A 17600-nucleotide genomic window follows, 5' to 3' on the forward strand; every position below is an offset into this window, starting at 1 on the left:
ACTTCTGTTCTTGAAAATTCAAATTTATCTAACTTGTTATAAAGGAAGGTATATTTTTAATTCTTCTATCGTTTGAATTTGAATCACGCTTTGAAACGATGTAGCTTTCTTTATCTTTCCTTCATCTAATTGTATATCTTCATATTTTTCGATCTTATGTTGTTCTACTAATTTTTCAATATAAGGTTTTAAAGATTCCGAATCTTCATCAGTATCTATATTTATCTTAAACATAATATTCTTATCATATTTTGAAAGTTTTCGATAATCGTTAGGTGTCAAACCTAAGTACCCTTTGAACATTTTTGAAAATGTTGACATACTACTAAATCCTAAAATGTCACTAATATGACTAATCGTTTTATTAGTTGTTAGTAATAACTCAATTGATTTGTTAATTTTCAGAGTATCAACATATCTTTTGAAGCCCATACCTATTAATTGATGAAACTGGGAAGAAATATTTGATTTTGATGTGAAAAGTTCAGTAGAAATATCTTTTAATGTCAGTCTTTGTTCAATATGGTTATCTATATATTCTAATTCTTCTTTCAAATCATTATAATACGTATAATTATATTGATCGATTGCTATACTCTTATCAACTTTTGCTTCTGTACCTATAATCTGAACTATTTTAGTCGTTAATTCGTCAAGTACCTCTCGATAGTCTTCATTAATATTTCTAAGTACTAACTGTAAAACTAAGTCTTTAAGTTTATTAGAAGATTTAATCAAATTGGCTGTATATTGAAAATCAAAAAATGAAAAATTTTGTTCAGCGAACCAATCACTGGTTAAATAAAGCATAATCACTTTGCCATTAGTATTTAAACTAAATACATCAGCATTGTTAATAATATAGATCTCGTTATTAATCGTCTTTTGTTTACGAAATTTTTGAATATGCATATCACCTTCTATTGGCCAAAATAAAATAATACCATCCTGGCACCTTGTCGTTGGATATTCGACATTAGAAAGTATACGCAAGTAAGAATTTGGCATAACTCTCCCTCTCTTTTCTAGTAAAACCAATACATCTTCTAAACTTAATTATTATTCTAAATTCTTAATCTAAACAATTTAACGCAATTATAACATGCAGACAAAAAATATACTTGTTTATATATCTATAAATAATTAAGTAATAAAGCAATATAAATATATTTAATAAAAAAAGATGTGACGTTTATTTCCTTATAACTCATATTAAAGAATAAAAAGGAATAATTTTGAATCAAAACAATGAGTATCACGTCAACATCTTTGTCTTAAATGGTATTTTTTTATCGAAATCGATTTGCCAATCTTAATATATCTTTAATGATATTTAATAAGTTAATAAACAAATTGAAACCCATTTCCCTTGGAGAAAATTGTCCTCGTTTCATTCTATTAAAATCATAAAGTGTATATAGTAGAAATAATAATAAGCTTACTACTGTAATAACTGTGTGAAAAATTGGATTATGAATGAATATTCCGATAATACTTGCAATAATAAGCGCTAATAATGTGACAAATAAATAACGTCCCATACTAGAAGCATCATTAATTAGAAAGAAACCAACAATACCAAAGGCAATAAATGCACCAATTGCTAATATAATATTCTTATAAAATACGTCTGGACCAAGGTTTTGTAAATAACTTGTGAACATGGCATATGATAAAAGACCTAATATAACAGCATATATATGAGAAATGACAATGCCATACTTACGTGCACGTTGGAATACTAAAGTGATTAACACTAAGACCATTAAGGCTAAAGATAAAGGTCTTCTCCATTCCATTGGTAAGTATTGTCCGAAATAACATCCTATTCCGAAGATAATCCAATAATACATAAAGAATAGCCATACTTTTGCATATGCATGTGACCGTTGTTTATCTTTTGTTTTACTTGTGTGCTGTGTAGTTTGTGACATATGGTTTTGCTCCTTCATGTAATGTTTACATTAATGCGTTGATTTTACATTTATAAATTATCTTTAAAACGCGACAATAACTAAATCGATAGAATTAGTCAACATTCTATACTAATTATACACTTTGTTACAATTTATCAAACTTCTATATTAAAATTTTCATTTAAAAATCGTCTTCAAAACTGTCGTATCAGCATTTATTGTTTAAAAATAATTCAATTTCTAATTGTTAATAATATTACAAGATAATAACAAACCACACAAAGCCCTATATTTTTGTTAGTATGGGTAGCGTAGTAAAAAACGAAAAAGCAATTATACATAGTAATCATTCATTTCTATGCTAATAATTAAAGCAAATTTAAGGAGGAGTCACTTTGAAAAAGTTAGCCTTTGCAGTAACAGCCGCTTCAGGCGCAGCAGCAGCACTTTCTCATCACGATGCCGAAGCTTCTACTCAACATAAAGTTCAGTCAGGAGAATCATTATGGACTATTGCTCAGAAATATAATACTTCTGTTGATAGCATAAAACAAAATAACAATTTAGATAATAATATGGTATTCCCTGGACAAGTCATATCAGTAGGTGGAAGTGCTTCTCAAAGCTCTAATTCAAACACTTCTTCACAATCTGGTTCACCTTCAACACATACAGTAAAATCTGGCGAATCATTAAACATTATTGCTAATAAATATGGCGTATCAGTAAATGAATTAATGTCAGCGAATAACTTAAATGGTTATTTAATTACACCAAACCAAACGTTAAAAATTCCTAATGGTGGTTCAGGTGCAGGTGGCGCTGGTGCTGGATCTGGTGGTGCTACTGCTACTACAGGCAATACAAGCACACAATCACCTTCTTTCAATCACCAAAACTTATATACTGAAGGACAATGTACTTGGTACGTCTTCGATCGTCGTTCTCAAGCCGGTAAACCTATCAGCACATACTGGTCAGATGCTAAAAACTGGGCTACTAATGCAGCTAATGATGGTTATCAAGTAGACCATTCACCTGAAGTAGGCGCTATTATGCAAAGTGTTCCTGGCGTTTATGGTCATGTTGCGTATGTTGAACGTGTTAATGGTGACGGTAGTATCTTAATTTCAGAAATGAATTATACTAATGGACCATACAATACAGATTACCGTACAATTCCAGCTTCAGAAGTATCAAGCTATTCATTTATTCATTAATTAAATACTTAAATATTGATATATATTTATAAAACTACCAACAAAGTTTAATTTTTGTTGGTAGTTTTTTTGTCTTATCTTAATAGATATACAATTATTATGAAGTTGATACATAAAGTTCTAATGCTTTGGAAATCAAATTAACGTTTTCCAAAAGCAGTAGTTTCCTTAGAAGAGACCTAACATAGAGTATTCTAAAGAGAAATGCTGCAAGCAACGCAAGTTGAGCATACTTCTCAATTCGACAATATTTAAGAAACATCACAAATATCCACGTTGAATAAATCATTTTGTAAGAACTACTACCCCATAGTATAAATATTAGTTCTTAATCATCATTCATTTCTTCTCTAAATCTAATACCATTTGTCCTAACCTCTTAAAAATTATAAGTATCTATTCAACTATTTTAATTCAATAGGTAGTTTTCAAGTATACAAAAAAGAAGGTTGGAAATATTTTAATGATTATCCCAACCTTCTGATTAATATCGCTATGTTATATATTATTTTAAGAAGAAATGCATAATAAAGTATACAATCGCAGCTAATATAGCTGAAATTGGTAATGTTATTACCCAAGTAATTATCATACGTTGCGCTGTGCTCCATCTAACACCTTTTGCACGGTTTGAAGCACCAACACCTAAGATTGATGAAGAAACAACGTGTGTTGTTGAAAGTGGGAAATGTAATGATGATGCTACGAAAATAGTTAAGGCAGATGATAAGTCAGCTGCTGCACCATTAGCTGGTCTAATTTTCATAATGTTACCACCAACAGTTTTGATGATTTTCCAACCACCTATTGCAGTACCAAGACCCATTGCTGTAGCACATGCCATTTTAACCCATAATGCTGGTTCAACATTAGAACCATTTTGGATATTAGCAACGATTAAAGCTAACGTAATAATACCCATTGATTTCTGAGCGTCATTTGTACCATGTGAAAATGATTGTAACGCTGCTGTAAATATTTGAAGAAATCTAAAGTTACGATTAGTACGTGTTAAGTTAGCGTTTTTAAATACTACTTTAACAATTGAGTACATAATAAAACCAACACAAAATGCAATAACTGGAGACACAATTAATACAATAATAATTTTAGTAAATCCTTGATAATGTAATACTCCAAATGATCCTTCAGATGCAATCGCTGCACCTGCAATTGAACCGATTAATGCGTGTGATGATGAACTTGGAATACCATATAACCAAGTAATTAAGTTCCATGCAATTGCTGCGATAATAGCTGCTAAAACAACGACTAACCCATGTTGTAATTTAAATGGGTCAACGATATCTTTAGTGATTGTACCAGCAACCCCAGTAAATGTTAACGCACCAATAAAGTTCATGACTGCCGCTAATAAAATGGCTGTTCTTGGAGTTAATGCTCTGGTAGATACGGCAGTAGCTACAGCATTGGCTGTATCATGGAAACCATTGATAAAGTCAAATATTAATGAAAATATAACTATAGCTATCGTGACGATTAAAATATATTCCATAAGTGAGGACTCCCTTAGCTATTTTTCATGATTATAGTTTCAAAATTATTCGCGACTGTTTGGCATTTATCTGCAATTTCTTCCATGCTTTGATAAATATCTTTTATTTTAATTAATGTGATTGGATCTGTCTCACTATTGAAGATATGTTTTATAGACTGTCTTAAGATACCGTCACAGTTCGTTTCAAACTCTTTAATATTAATTGAGTGAATACGCATGTGAGATAATTTTTTATCTACTAATAAACCTACAGCAAGTTTCATTTCTGCTACTGCTTTTTGAATATTATCAACAAATTCAGCCATGAATTCATCTGTATATTCAATTGAATACATTTCAAACATTCCTGAAGTTTCTTCCATAGCATCTAATACATCATCAATTGCGTTACATAAAGATAAAATATCTTCACGTTCAATTGGCGTGATAAAAGTCTGGTTTAAATCAGTAATCACTTGATGCATTAATTCGTCACCATGAGATTCGTAAGTTTTGATATTGTCAGAATATGCTTTTAAATCTAAGTGTGTGTTGAAATCCATTTTTCCAAACTCGATTGCAGCACGGTCAAGATTGAAAACCATTTCTTCTAACTGAACCATGAACTTATCTTTTTTCTTACTAAACATTCAAAATCCTCCATTTGAGCGATTGTTACCAATCACATTCATAAATTTTTACTCCATAAGATATGTGGAACACATTTACAATTTTCAGAAAAAAGGAGATTCACTTTTTCATTATGTAAATATTTTGTAAATCATAGTTATAAGCAATGATGTTTGCGTTCAAATAAATTGCGTTTTGTTCCTACTTGAAAATATCACAAAATTTACATAACTACAATTCAATTTACAAATTCTTAACAAATACGCAATTAAAATTTTACATACCTTCTTCATTATGCCCAAAACGGGTATAATGACAATTCCACTTTATAATTTAACGTTTTATATAATGACTTTCAATTATTTTCCATGAACTAATTATGGATCATAAATTTTGCTATTATATCCCTACCATTTTATAATAACAATACTTAACCAAAGGAGACTACAATGGAATTTACATTAAAAGCGATTCAAGATGCACATAGTAAATATACTGGACCAGATTTTCCAAAGCTATTTAAAGCTTTTAAAGATATGGGGATGACAACAAACATCGTTAACATTCAACAAGGTACATCAACATATGTTAATACCGAGAAACAAACGATTACTACAAATGGTGTTAAAGCGACACATGATGTGGCAACGTCTTCTCATTCTAGTAGCGTCAAAGATATACTTAAACGTCATCAAAATGGGGATACAGATTTCCCTACTTTTTGTGAAGAAATGGCACAAGCTGGTATATATAAATGGGATATTGATATTAATGCAGGTACTTGTTCATACATTGATTTAAATGAACAAACGATTGTAAGTGAACAAATACCTCAATAGCAATATTAATTATTATATAAAAAGGATTTCATACAGCGTCTTATAAACGGTGTTAATGAAATCCTTTTTTATATTCTATATTGAATGCCTGATTGTTCTTTTTGAATGGTTATATGCTGCCAATGCAAATATAGCATAAATAGCTGTATATACTGCCATGACAATAAAAATTGGTGTTTGGTTTGTAGAACCTAATAATGTCATAAATGCTAGAGAAGCAAAGTAAGCATGTAATAATGCAATCACTAAAGGTAAAGCAAAGTTGAAGAATACTTTAAGTTTTAAACCTTTTGCCATATCTTGATAAGTAAAACCTAATTTCCGTAATATCGAATAATTTTCTATTTCATCTTCAGTTTCATCTATTTGTTTAATATAGATAATACATCCGGCAGCAATTAAAAAAGTAACCCCTAAAAATGATGTAACAAATAATAATACTCCTGTTAAGCTTGAAATTTCACTTGCAGCTTCACTTCTAGTTTCAATATTCTTATCCACATTTTTAACAGCATTTTGTAATTCCGGCATATCTTTTTTATGCTTAATATCAAAACCGTATTGGGATACAATATCTTTTGCTTCAGTATGATTTCTTAAATACTGGTAGTCTTTATCATTCAAAACTAAAGTTGGTCCACCTAAGTCTACATCACTCATGAAATATATTTGATTAATTTCTTTGTATAATTTAACTTTTATTGAGTGTTGTTTTGTACCTAACTTGGTTACACCATGTTTTTTGTATTTCATCATATCGCTGACTTTACCTTCAGGTGCAATAATATCAGTATATCCTTTAGATACTTCAACATTAGGTATATATTTATCACTCGTTACTGCTACTTCATAAGGTTTAGCAATCCCTTTTTCGAACAACTTGTCTTTAAATAATTTGCTATATACAACTTCCTTATAGTTGTAAAAATGTTTAATATTTTTATTATTTAACTCATAAGCTAACTCATTAGCCTTATCTTTATCTTTTAACGTGACATCATGTGGAGAATTTAGTAGTACTTCATTCGTTAACGTACCTCTACTGATAGCTGCAAAACACAATACAGATACTGTTATTGCAGAAATAATAGTCATAACTGTAAGAGAAAATGCATTTTTCTTAATACGATACATAATTGGAGCAGTAAACATTACATCATGAATACTTACAGTATCTTGTCTTATCTTTTTAATTGCTTTAAAAATTAACGAAACTGTACTTCTATAGAAGAAATATGCACCAATGACGGTACAAATTAGAATAACAAATGGTTGAATTAAGCCATTAAAATGTTCTACAACTCTGGTAGATAGATAATAACCAAACAGAATCATAATGATACCTAGTATCCCTAAAATTAAATCACCAATAGTAAACTGATTGTGATTAATTTCTCGCTTTGTCATATTTGAAGCTAATTCTGTAATGGAACGTCTTCTTATATAAAGATAACTTTGACTAACAGTCAATATGTACGCAACTAAAATTAATAGAAGTGCTTGTATTATAGCCGATACACTAAAGATAATTGATACGGTGATATTAATTCCAAGTAATCTTAATACAATCATTAACAATATTTTTGATCCAAAGATTCCTATAATAATACCTAAAATAGAAGTAGTTATAAATATAAGCAACTGCTCTATCATAATCATTTGCATAATATTAAATCTAGAAAGACCAATCGTTTGAAACAATGCAAATTCACGTCCACGTCGCTTTAAAAACAATAGATTCGCATATAAAATAAATACGATAATCAGTACAAAAAGAAAATAACTACCTATTTGCGATCCTTCTTTAATAATTGGATAATTTTGTTTTCCATATAAATGATGTGCATATTTTAAAGTGATAAAACTAAAATAAAGGACTACGCTAATTACTAATGAAAATAAATAAATCGCATAATGTGAAAATTTTTGTTGGAAATTTTTAAAAACAATTTCTTTAAAGGTCATAATTCACTCCACCAAGCACACTTTGTGTTCTAATAATCTCATTATAAAATGTCTGTTTATTATCTTCACCTTGGAATATTTCTGTGAATATCCTTCCATCTTTTAACATCACTACACGATTCGAATAACTTGCGGCTACAGGATCATGTGTAACCATAATAATTGTTGTATTAAATAATTCATTCATCTTAGTTAATCTTTTTAATAAGTCTTGCGTACTTTTTGAATCTAACGCTCCTGTTGGCTCATCAGCAAATATAATGGAAGGATTTGTAATAAACGCTCTTGCTGCAGAAGTTCTTTGAATTTGACCGCCTGAAAGTTCAGAAGGATATTTATCACTAATATCCTTAATATTTAAAGCTTCTACAACTTTTTCATACCGTTTCTTCATTTCTTGTTTGGGTATTTTCTTAACAGATAGCGGTAGCATAATATTCTCTTTTACTGTTAATGTATGTAAGATATTATAATCTTGGAAAATAAAACCTATTTCCTTTTTACGTATATTAGATAAATCTTTATTAGATAATTTATCCAACGCTTGACCATTTAATTTTATTGATCCTTGTGTAGCATAATCTATAGAGCTAAGTACATTCAATAGCGTTGTCTTGCCAGAGCCTGAAGGACCCATAATCGATATAAATTCGCCCTTATCAACTGACAAATTAATATCATGTAGTATTTCTTGAGAAGAATGTTGATTTCCATATATTTTAGTTAATTGATTTACTTCTAATATTGTCACGTTAACACTCCTAATAATCACTGCTCAATCACATTGCAATGAGGTTGAAACATAAAGTTCTTGTGCTCTGGGAAACTTGATTAACGACGACCCAAAAGCAGGATTTTGCCCCGACCTCTTTTATATTTTCACTTTTATATTATAACGATTCCTTATTACAAATGTACTAATAATGAATAACAAAACGCATGCTTAAAATGACAATGTTGTCACTTCAGACATGCGTTCAATGACTTCATTTTGTTGTGGGAATATGAGACTAAATGTAGTTCCTTTACCTACAACAGAATCTACTTTAATTTCAATACCTAATTGTGATTTAACACTATCCACTAAATATAGCCCCATGCCTGATGACGTCGTCTCATTTCTATTAGCCGTGGACGTATAACCTCTATCAAAGATACGAGGCAAATCTTTTTGGCTAATGCCACGTCCATGATCTTTAATTTCTAGTGTAATATGGTTATCAGTTAATTTACCGCTTATTTCAATCATATTATTTTCACTATATTTCAGTGAATTAGATAAGATTTGTCTTATCATCATTCGGCACCATTTCAAATCTGTATAAACGTTAAAATCATCAGTAAAATTCAATTCAAAACCTATACCTTTTATCTGGCTAATATGTCGTGTTAGTTGAATTTCGTCAATAACCATTCTTTTTAAAGAAACGTAGTCAAAATACATATCTTTATTTTGTGTTTCTAAACGTGTTAAATATAATTGTTTATCTAACATTTCATTGATACGCGACCATTCATATAATAATGCTTGTTTACGTTGAGCATCTTGTTCTTGGTCGATGATTAATTTCAATGCTGTAACAGGTGTTTTAATATCATGAACAAATTCAGTTATACTTTGTTCGTGATTATTGATTTGTACTTGTTGTTCTAAAACCTTATCCTTTTGAGTAGTAATATTACGATATAAATAATCTACTATTTGTTGTTGGAATGGTGTTTCAGCCAAGTCTTTATGTTTAATTTCTTCAATTTCTTTGTTCTTTTCAAAATGCTTCGTCAATCTCGATTCTTTAAAGAAAGTAATGATAATAAATATGATACTCATACCTAAATTAAGCACCACAATATACCATACACTATCAGCAGAAATATCATAATCGATATATGAAATGCCTAGCATAACAAGATTGATAAATACAATCCATATAATCCAATTTATACGTGATTTAAAAAACAACCAAAACCATTTAAAGTTATTCATGAGCCATATACCCTTTACCTACTTTGGTTTCAATAGCACTATCCATCCCTATTTCTGATAGCTTCTTTCTTAATCTATTTACATTAACAGTTAATGTGTTATCACTAACAAAGGCTTCATCGTCCCATAAAGCAGTAATCAATGTATCTCGTGAGACAATTTGATTTCTTTTGTTAACTAACATTTCTAAGATAATCATTTCAGTTTTAGATAAGAAAATGACTTTATCCCCTTTTTGAATACTATCCTTCGATAAATCAACGGTAGCATCTTGCCAGTTTAAAGTACGTTTTTCTTCAACCCCAAATTCATACACTCTGCGATAAACAGCTTGTAATTTAGCAATCAGCACATTAGTATAAAATGGTTTTTGGATATAATCATCTGCACCTAATTCCATACTCATGACTTGATCCATTGGATTATCACGAGATGATAAAAATAAAATGGGTACATTAGATACTTGTCTCATTTTTCTACACCAATAAAAACCATCATATTTCGGTAATTGTACGTCTAATATTACTATCTCAGGATTAAATGCTTCAAAAGTATCCATAACATTGCTGAAATCATCTATCCCTACAACATTAAAATCCCATTGTTCTAATTCTTTTTTCAATTCTTGAAACAGTGTGTTATCATCTTCAACTAATAAAATTTGCATACGAATCACCTAATTATTTTGTATATTTGATTTTTTCTCCTGATTGAATACATCCTTGGAAATGTTTGATACGACAATCTACTTCAAATCCACGCATCATCATTCCTTGTAATGGTGCTTGTACAAAATAATACACAGGCCAAAACATTTTCGGAATGTAATCAAATAGATGTACTAAAACAATTGCATTACCTTTTAATAGACGGAACTCTAATTTCCCTTGTTTCTTCGCATTCGATTTAACTAATCTTCCACCAACTAATTGCAATGTAATTAAATCTTTTTCAGTAATCATTCTTTTTAATATAGCTAAAGGCTTATTTTTATTTTTAACATAAATATAATAATAATCATTACTTTTATAAGTCTTTACAATTGTACCTCTCGTTTTATCAAGCCAATTAAAAAAGTATTCTACAACTTGATTGAGCGTCCATTTTTTAGGAAGCACTATTTTCGTCGCAGTTCTGACATCATCATACTTTGAAACTTGTAACTCAACATTAATATGTGGACGTTTTATTTCTAATTGTGTACGTTCAACAGGCACACCATATGCACCCAAACGTTCAATCGTTTGATTATCATTACGACTTCCTGGTATATATACTAGCTTTTTAACTTGATTTACTGCAGCTGCCCTTCCAAAATTGTCAGCAGCAATTAAATTCAAATCTCGCGCCGTCGCTTGTGTCAATTTTGCAGAGTTTTTAGTTGGATCTAAATAAAAAATAGCTATATCAATATTTTTCATAGATTCAACCACATCTTGATAATTAAAAATATCACTTTGTAGCCAAGTCATATTTGTCGTAGCTTCATGTTCTGGTTTAGGATACTTGGACAATACATATAATTCAGCATCTTCTTCAATAACTGAACTTAAATGTTTCCCAATATATCCTGTTCCGCCTGCTAAAAGTACTTTTGGTTTCATATTTTAACTCCCTTGTGTATAATCTACACTCCAACTGTATTATTGCACGATTTAAAGCAATCTTAACTTATTTATATTATAATATAGAAGTAATCGAAACTTAAATGAATATAGGAGTGTTTTCATGCCTCACGCTATTCGTGAAATTAGTATAAAAGACGTAGACAATTTTATTGAATTACTTACCAAAATTTATGATGAATCTGAATTTACTTTCTACAACCCTGGTGAATACGCACCTACTACTTCTGAAGTTATTAAAAGATTAGAAGATTATATTACTTCTTCATCTAAAGCCATTTATGTTGCTGAAAGTGATGAACAACTTGTTGGCTATGCATTTGTAGGAACAGAAACATATGAACGAACACGCCATGAAGCTATCATCTATTTAGGTGTTAAAAAACTTTATCAACAACATGGTGTTGGACAAGCTTTAATTAATGCAATTGAAGCTTGGTCACTCAACCACAATATCCGCCGTATCGAAGCTACTGTTGTGACAGAAAACGATAGTGCAGTCAATTTGTTTAAAAGTACTGGGTTCCAAATTGAAGGCGAATTAAAGGATAAGTTATTTATTAATAATAAATATTACAATGAATATGTGATGGCCAAAATTTTAAATTAATTCTAATCTTCGTATATTAAATATTATCATAAAACATATTTAAACAACGTAAAGTAAAATTCCATCATGTATAGAAAATACCGTTAAAACACATATTTTAAGTGTTTTAACGGTATTTTCATTATAATAACTATTCACTAAATGGATCTAATTGAACATCTTGGTTTATATTATTGTTTCCATTTGTGTTTGATTCATTGTTACGTTCAACACCTGAAGAAGAAGTATTTCTACTTAAAAATAATAAGACGCGCTTAATATTTTCTTTTGACTCAGGTTTTTCTAAATGAAATTGGTATTGATGATGTAAATGGTGAGACCCATTATAAAATAATGTATCTACTGGTACATCTTTTTCTTTAAGTTTTTTATAAAAATCAATATTTTGACTATAAAAAGGATCTGCATCTCCTACAGATAAGAAAGTTGGTGGATATTTATTAGTCACTTGATTTATTGTGGACATTTGAGATAAATTTTTAAAATTACTTTCCCAATTTGTCATACCAGTATAACTTCTCATAAATAATTGTATTCTCGGAAATTCTGTCGCTTTTACAGTTTTCATATCATAGAAACCACCAAAGAATATCGCTGCTTTAATTTGTGAAGGTTTGAATTCTGGTTCAAATTTCATTTCATCTCTTAATGATTTGTTTGTTTGCATTGCAACATATTGACTAGTTAATTGTGCACCAGCTGAATCACCGCCAATAATCACTTGATCAAAATCAATTGGTAAATCATGTTCATTAGTTTTGATAAATTTAACAGCCTTATTCATTTGTTCAATTGGTGTTGGATATTTATATTGTGGTGCTAAAGCGTAATTGACGTTGACAACAATATAACCTTGTTCAGCAATTTTAGATAATAAAGGATTTTTATATTGTTTATCTCCTGCAATAAAGCCACCACCGTGCATCCAAAAAATAACAGGTAATTTACTATCTTTACTCATGTCTGATGGCATAATAATATCCAATTTACTATTTGGAACACCTTGGCCGTATGAAATATTTTGCAATAATTTAACATTTTTATTATTTATTTGGACTTTTTCTTTATTTTGGTGATTATGTTCTTGATCATAATGTTTTTTTAATAGTAGTCCTATACAAACACTAACGATTAAAATAACACATATCGTAATAAACAACCATTTATGTTTTGCCTTCATGATTGATTGTCCCCTCATAAAACTTTACTTATATTATAAATTAAAATCTTAACTTTATTTAAAAAAAGCAATTCATCTTTAATTGAATAAGATGAATTGCTTTTAAGGTTAAATCAATCATATTCAATTGTAAAGTGCATTTACTTTTTTATAATTAAGCAATATGATCTTTATCATCACTTTTACGTTTATAATATTTTACAAGCACTGCAACAACTATAAATAAACCAACAATTCCCATGATGTTGTATAAATAATTAATTAAGTCTGCAAATCCTACGAAACTTAAAATATAAGCAGCAATCATCATGATAATAATAAATAGATGATATTTCTTACTATATGGTTCTGTGAATCGTGCAGCAAATGAATAACATAAACCTAAGATTGTATTGTACATTACAGCTAGCATAATAATAGTTAATACTAAACCAATCCAAGGATTAATTGCATTCGCTAAGTTTAATGTAGGTATCGCAGCATCTTTAATTTTTGGATATTCTGCTTGTAATGCAAAATTAATCAATGCAAGTAAGATTGTGTATACAATACCACCGAATAATGCTCCAGCACCTGATACTTTTCGTTTAGATGCATCACCGCCAATAGCAACAACTGTACTAAATCCTACCGCGAAGGCGAGTCCTCCATATTGGATACCTTTTAAAATACCAAATATAACACTTGGTTTATCTACTGTTTGATTAACATCACTTAATGGCACTGAACCATTAAATAAATAATACACTGCTACTAATACTACTATTATAATTAAAAATGGAGTAACAATTCCTAGAGCTCTTACAATTTTATCGAAATCAAGTAATAGTGTGCCGTAAATGACAACTGTCATTATCAAAGCACCTAGCCAAACAGGAATATGAAAGCTTTCCTGGAATGTTGAACCTGAACCAGCAATCATTGTAACGGCAATTCCAAATAAAAAGAACACAAGAATGTAATCAAATATTTTACTGAATTTTTCACCGAATACATATTGTAGCGTTGATTCATGGTTTGTAGCTTCAAAAGCCGTACCTATTTTAGCTACTTGTCTACCTATAAAACCTAAAATTAAACCTGATAATAATACACCAATATATGACCATAAGCCATACGGTGTGAAGAATTGCATTACTTCTTGACCGGTTGAAAATCCTGCGCCGACTACTATGCCGACATAGGCGAAACCAATTTTGACAGCTTCTTTATTCAGCCCCATGAAAAAATAACCTCCTTCATTTTACACACGTTGAATTATAACGTACTGCTTTTTAATTGCAACCCAATCCATGTAGCTAAAAATAGCTTAAATTCCCAATTTAGACTTTGATATCAAGCATTTTCGGATATTCCCTAAATTCAAATTTTAAATTTTCTAAACATTCAAACAATTTATTTACTATTAAAAAAACCACTGAATTGATTTTACACAATTCAATGGTATTTACAAAAATAAGTCTAAATATTAGATTTTTAACGAGCATCGCGGTGTTGATTTAACTCATTAATATCAACTACTACGTTGTCCATGCGTTTCGCTGTATCTTTTAATACATTACGAGCCACATTATTGTTTGGATCTAATTTAAGAATTCGTTTAGCTATATCAAAAGCCTTTTTATCAGAAATAACAGGCTCTGGAATTGCATGTAGTAACAGCATTTGTAATAAGCTTTTAACTTCATTTCCGTCAGTAAGTTTTATGGATGAATCTGCATGATAATAAGCAGAGTGTAAAGCACCTTCATAGTCACTAAGTGGATAAACAAGAAGTAAAAATGCTAAATCGTGCATTTCAGGTGTTTCTTCCACTTTCATCATATCTAAAATACAAGTATAGAACATCATACTTTCTACTTCATGTGCACTTGAAATATATGCTTCTTCAAATTCCATAAAATCTGTTTCGGACATTAATTGTCTTACTAAATCAAACTCGCCATTCAATACATGTTTTTTTATAAGATGTTGCATAGCAATGTCCTCCTATTAGCCAGATTTTATCGTACATTTAATATTAATCATATCACATATAATCTTAACTTTCATTTCAAAAAATAAAATTCAACTTAATAAATGATAATTTCATTTAAAATGATGTTTGTTTTACTTCATCAAGAGCATCAGACATACTTCCACCTATTGATAATTTAACTGCTGCTGTAAAACTTCCTTCTACTATTGGCGCGTCTACTTTAACAATTTTATATGGCCCATCATACATATCTATAGCCATATCAATATTCATTTCTGATGATCCAATATCATAAAAGCATAATGCATCTTCTTCTAGTCCATTAATTAATTGCTGTACTGTATCAAAAGATGTACCAATATCTCCATTTACACCACCATTAGCTACTACATTAACATCTGATGCCATTTGTTGTAATAATGCTTTAGTGCCATTAGCTATAGCTTCACTATGACTAATGATTACAATTGTCGTCATTATCTTTCATCTCCTATTAATGCATTTAAAACATAAACCATACTTTGTGCGCCCGGATCCATATATCCTTTAGAAGCCTCTTTATAATATGAAGCACGTCCCTTTGTTGCAACCATATCAATAGTCTCGTCTGCAAAACTTTGTAGTCGCTCTAAATTAACTTTTTCGTCTGCTTTAACCGCTTCGAATGTTCGTGCTACAACATCATACATTGTCTTTTCGTTTAGTTCAACCTTGCCACGTTTAGCGATAGCTTCGGTAAATGTTTCAAGTAAAGTTACTAAGTTATCGTGGTCAATATCATCACTAACGACTTCTGCCATTTTAACAAAACTAAACCCGTATAAGGGCCCTGAGGCACCGCCAATATTGGGCATTAGTGTCATGCCAGTAGATTTAAATAAATTTTTCATTGAACTGTCGTCTACTTTATCTTTTAAATTTTCGAATCCTCTTAACATATTTACACCATGGTCTCCATCACCAATAGCTCTATCAAGTTCTGTTAATGTATCTTCTTGTTCTTTAAACGTATTTTTTAATTCTAATAAGTGTTGTTTCGTTGTATTAATATCCATTATTAGTCCTCCTTGTTATTTTTTATTGATTAAGCGTTAAAATATCGACTAGTCGTTGGTGCAAGTAATGCTTCTAGGAGTTTTTCAGAATAAGGTACGATTGTGATTGAAAATCCTTGCATATCTAATGATGTCATATAATCTCCCACATACCAATGTTTCACATTTACATTTTGAGCCTCAAAGTATTTTTTGATATATGACGTTGTAATGTTCAGTTCAGACAATGGTGTGCCACCCATACCATTGACCATTACGATAACATTCTCAGTCTCAACTTCTTTTAACAATGCATCACCTAAATGCTTCACAATGTCATCAATAGACTCCATTTTTTGACGATGTAGTCCTTTTTCACCATGAATACCAATACCAATTTCAATATCATTTTCATTTATATCAAATCCATATTTACCAGTTGTTGGTACCATTGGGGGTGTTAATGCCATTCCAATACTTTTAATAGTAGGTAATATATTTTCAACTTTAGATTTAATATCCGCTAACGACTCGCCATTCTCTGATAAATAACCCGCATATTTATGAATGAAGACTGTACCAGCAACTCCACGACGCTGTTCTACATCAGATACAGCAATATCATCCTTAACAACAACCATATCTACATTAATATCTTCCATTTCGGCCATTTCTTGAGCCATTTCAAAATTCATTACATCTCCAGCATAATTTTTAACAATTAATAATACGCCATCACCAGTATCAACATATTTAATAGCTTCTAAAATTTTATCTGGCGTTGGAGAAGTAAATACCTCACCACATACCGCAGCATCAAGCATACCTTGTGCAACATATCCAGCATGTGCAGGTTCATGACCGCTCCCTCCACCTGAAACGAGTGCTACACCTGATGTCTTTTTATCTTTTTTAACAATGATTGTATCTTCAATAATATCTAGCTCAGGATGTGCAATTAAAAATCCATCAAGCATATCACTTAAAAAGTCTTGTTTATCTTTAATTAGTTTCTTCATTGTTAGCCCTCCTTTGTCATTCATGTCTATTATAAATCAACCCTTTTAGAAAACGTTAACAATATACATAACAAAAGAGCGAAGCCTCCTAAAGACTTCACT

At 30.3% G+C, this 17600-nt stretch carries 18 protein-coding genes; 3 read left to right on the top strand and 15 right to left on the bottom strand.

Features of this window, described 5'->3' with window-relative positions:
- Nucleotides 1-36: 36 nt before the first annotated feature.
- Both LFT63_RS10500 and LFT63_RS10505 read right to left on the bottom strand, forming a co-directional pair.
- Entirely contained in the window at nt 37-1008 is a 972-nt protein-coding gene (locus LFT63_RS10500) for a helix-turn-helix domain-containing protein (protein WP_340769086.1), read from the bottom strand.
- Nucleotides 1009-1289: 281 nt separating this feature from the next.
- Nucleotides 1290-1934 carry a Bax inhibitor-1/YccA family protein gene (locus LFT63_RS10505; RefSeq protein ID WP_017637229.1) on the bottom strand — a complete coding sequence of 215 codons (645 nt, stop codon included), beginning with the start codon at nt 1932-1934 and terminating at the stop codon, nt 1290-1292.
- A gap of 377 nt (nt 1935-2311) precedes the next feature.
- Here LFT63_RS10505 and LFT63_RS10510 point away from each other — a divergent pair, with 377 nt between their 5' ends.
- Nucleotides 2312-3136 (top strand): LysM peptidoglycan-binding domain-containing protein, encoded by an 825-nt coding sequence (locus tag LFT63_RS10510; protein WP_017637228.1) that lies wholly within the window; start codon nt 2312-2314, stop codon nt 3134-3136.
- 505 nt (nt 3137-3641) lie between these two features.
- Here LFT63_RS10510 and LFT63_RS10515 read toward each other — a convergent pair.
- Together LFT63_RS10515 and LFT63_RS10520 are read right to left on the bottom strand one after the other, a co-directional pair.
- Complete coding sequence (locus LFT63_RS10515) at nt 3642-4652, bottom strand: inorganic phosphate transporter (protein WP_017637227.1); 1011 nt, start codon at nt 4650-4652, stop codon at nt 3642-3644.
- A 14-nt stretch (nt 4653-4666) separates the two neighbouring features.
- Entirely contained in the window at nt 4667-5284 is a 618-nt protein-coding gene (locus tag LFT63_RS10520) for a DUF47 domain-containing protein (RefSeq protein ID WP_017637226.1), read from the bottom strand.
- Between the two features lie 429 nt (nt 5285-5713).
- Between LFT63_RS10520 and LFT63_RS10525 the strand changes: the two genes are divergently transcribed.
- Complete coding sequence (locus LFT63_RS10525; RefSeq protein WP_117239528.1) at nt 5714-6103, top strand: DUF1398 domain-containing protein; 390 nt, start codon at nt 5714-5716, stop codon at nt 6101-6103.
- A 75-nt stretch (nt 6104-6178) separates the two neighbouring features.
- Here the strand turns inward: LFT63_RS10525 and LFT63_RS10530 are convergent, their stop codons facing one another.
- From LFT63_RS10530 to LFT63_RS10550, 5 genes are all read right to left on the bottom strand, one after another.
- A complete protein-coding gene (locus LFT63_RS10530; protein WP_029056430.1) occupies nt 6179-8068 on the bottom strand; it encodes an FtsX-like permease family protein in 1890 nt (629 codons plus the stop codon).
- Nucleotides 8058-8819 (bottom strand): ABC transporter ATP-binding protein, encoded by a 762-nt coding sequence (locus tag LFT63_RS10535; protein ID WP_340769094.1) that lies wholly within the window; start codon nt 8817-8819, stop codon nt 8058-8060. Before LFT63_RS10535 ends, LFT63_RS10530 begins: the two co-directional genes overlap by 11 nt.
- 192 nt (nt 8820-9011) lie before the next feature.
- Entirely contained in the window at nt 9012-10052 is a 1041-nt protein-coding gene (locus tag LFT63_RS10540; RefSeq protein ID WP_017637222.1) for a sensor histidine kinase, read from the bottom strand.
- The gene (graR, locus tag LFT63_RS10545) at nt 10045-10719 is read right to left on the bottom strand and encodes a response regulator transcription factor GraR/ApsR (protein ID WP_017637221.1); all 675 of its coding nucleotides are present in this window, start codon (nt 10717-10719) and stop codon (nt 10045-10047) included. The genes LFT63_RS10540 and graR overlap by 8 nt, the downstream gene beginning before the upstream one ends.
- A 13-nt stretch (nt 10720-10732) precedes the next feature.
- Nucleotides 10733-11656, bottom strand: a complete 924-nt coding sequence (locus tag LFT63_RS10550; RefSeq protein WP_340769096.1) for an NAD(P)-dependent oxidoreductase — start codon at nt 11654-11656, stop codon at nt 10733-10735.
- Between the two features lie 124 nt (nt 11657-11780).
- Between LFT63_RS10550 and LFT63_RS10555 the strand changes: the two genes are divergently transcribed.
- The gene (locus LFT63_RS10555) at nt 11781-12287 is read left to right on the top strand and encodes a GNAT family N-acetyltransferase (RefSeq protein ID WP_046466422.1); all 507 of its coding nucleotides are present in this window, start codon (nt 11781-11783) and stop codon (nt 12285-12287) included.
- Between the two features lie 130 nt (nt 12288-12417).
- Here LFT63_RS10555 and LFT63_RS10560 read toward each other — a convergent pair whose 3' ends face one another.
- From LFT63_RS10560 to dhaK, 6 genes are all read right to left on the bottom strand, one after another.
- Nucleotides 12418-13467 (bottom strand): alpha/beta hydrolase, encoded by a 1050-nt coding sequence (locus tag LFT63_RS10560; protein WP_017637218.1) that lies wholly within the window; start codon nt 13465-13467, stop codon nt 12418-12420.
- Nucleotides 13468-13621: 154 nt separating this feature from the next.
- On the bottom strand, nt 13622-14689 hold the full coding sequence (locus LFT63_RS10565) for a YkvI family membrane protein (protein WP_017637217.1): 1068 nt from the start codon (nt 14687-14689) through the stop codon (nt 13622-13624).
- A gap of 254 nt (nt 14690-14943) precedes the next feature.
- The gene (locus LFT63_RS10570; RefSeq protein WP_017637216.1) at nt 14944-15444 is read right to left on the bottom strand and encodes a hypothetical protein; all 501 of its coding nucleotides are present in this window, start codon (nt 15442-15444) and stop codon (nt 14944-14946) included.
- A gap of 115 nt (nt 15445-15559) precedes the next feature.
- On the bottom strand, nt 15560-15922 hold the full coding sequence (gene dhaM / locus LFT63_RS10575; protein WP_017637215.1) for a dihydroxyacetone kinase phosphoryl donor subunit DhaM: 363 nt from the start codon (nt 15920-15922) through the stop codon (nt 15560-15562).
- Entirely contained in the window at nt 15922-16500 is a 579-nt protein-coding gene (gene dhaL / locus LFT63_RS10580) for a dihydroxyacetone kinase subunit DhaL (RefSeq protein ID WP_340769100.1), read from the bottom strand. The genes dhaM and dhaL overlap by 1 nt, the downstream gene beginning before the upstream one ends.
- A 29-nt stretch (nt 16501-16529) precedes the next feature.
- Nucleotides 16530-17498 (bottom strand): dihydroxyacetone kinase subunit DhaK, encoded by a 969-nt coding sequence (gene dhaK, locus LFT63_RS10585; RefSeq protein WP_017637213.1) that lies wholly within the window; start codon nt 17496-17498, stop codon nt 16530-16532.
- Nucleotides 17499-17600: the final 102 nt, after the last annotated feature.

This window comes from Staphylococcus sp. FSL H8-0121, from assembly GCF_038008425.1.
In the GTDB taxonomy this organism is placed as follows: Bacteria; Bacillota; Bacilli; order Staphylococcales; family Staphylococcaceae; genus Staphylococcus; species Staphylococcus pasteuri.

Coding starts and splice junctions, on each gene's coding strand:
- LFT63_RS10500 (WP_340769086.1), bottom strand. CDS start 1,008: ATGCCAAATTCTTACTTGCGTATACTTTCTAATGTCGAATATCCAACG.
- LFT63_RS10505 (WP_017637229.1), bottom strand. CDS start 1,934: ATGTCACAAACTACACAGCACACAAGTAAAACAAAAGATAAACAACGG.
- LFT63_RS10515 (WP_017637227.1), bottom strand. CDS start 4,652: ATGGAATATATTTTAATCGTCACGATAGCTATAGTTATATTTTCATTA.
- LFT63_RS10520 (WP_017637226.1), bottom strand. CDS start 5,284: ATGTTTAGTAAGAAAAAAGATAAGTTCATGGTTCAGTTAGAAGAAATG.
- LFT63_RS10525 (WP_117239528.1), top strand. CDS start 5,714: ATGGAATTTACATTAAAAGCGATTCAAGATGCACATAGTAAATATACT.
- LFT63_RS10530 (WP_029056430.1), bottom strand. CDS start 8,068: ATGACCTTTAAAGAAATTGTTTTTAAAAATTTCCAACAAAAATTTTCA.
- LFT63_RS10540 (WP_017637222.1), bottom strand. CDS start 10,052: ATGAATAACTTTAAATGGTTTTGGTTGTTTTTTAAATCACGTATAAAT.
- graR (WP_017637221.1), bottom strand. CDS start 10,719: ATGCAAATTTTATTAGTTGAAGATGATAACACACTGTTTCAAGAATTG.
- LFT63_RS10550 (WP_340769096.1), bottom strand. CDS start 11,656: ATGAAACCAAAAGTACTTTTAGCAGGCGGAACAGGATATATTGGGAAA.
- LFT63_RS10555 (WP_046466422.1), top strand. CDS start 11,781: ATGCCTCACGCTATTCGTGAAATTAGTATAAAAGACGTAGACAATTTT.
- LFT63_RS10560 (WP_017637218.1), bottom strand. CDS start 13,467: ATGAAGGCAAAACATAAATGGTTGTTTATTACGATATGTGTTATTTTA.
- LFT63_RS10565 (WP_017637217.1), bottom strand. CDS start 14,689: ATGGGGCTGAATAAAGAAGCTGTCAAAATTGGTTTCGCCTATGTCGGC.
- LFT63_RS10570 (WP_017637216.1), bottom strand. CDS start 15,444: ATGCAACATCTTATAAAAAAACATGTATTGAATGGCGAGTTTGATTTA.
- dhaM (WP_017637215.1), bottom strand. CDS start 15,922: ATGACGACAATTGTAATCATTAGTCATAGTGAAGCTATAGCTAATGGC.
- dhaL (WP_340769100.1), bottom strand. CDS start 16,500: ATGGATATTAATACAACGAAACAACACTTATTAGAATTAAAAAATACG.
- dhaK (WP_017637213.1), bottom strand. CDS start 17,498: ATGAAGAAACTAATTAAAGATAAACAAGACTTTTTAAGTGATATGCTT.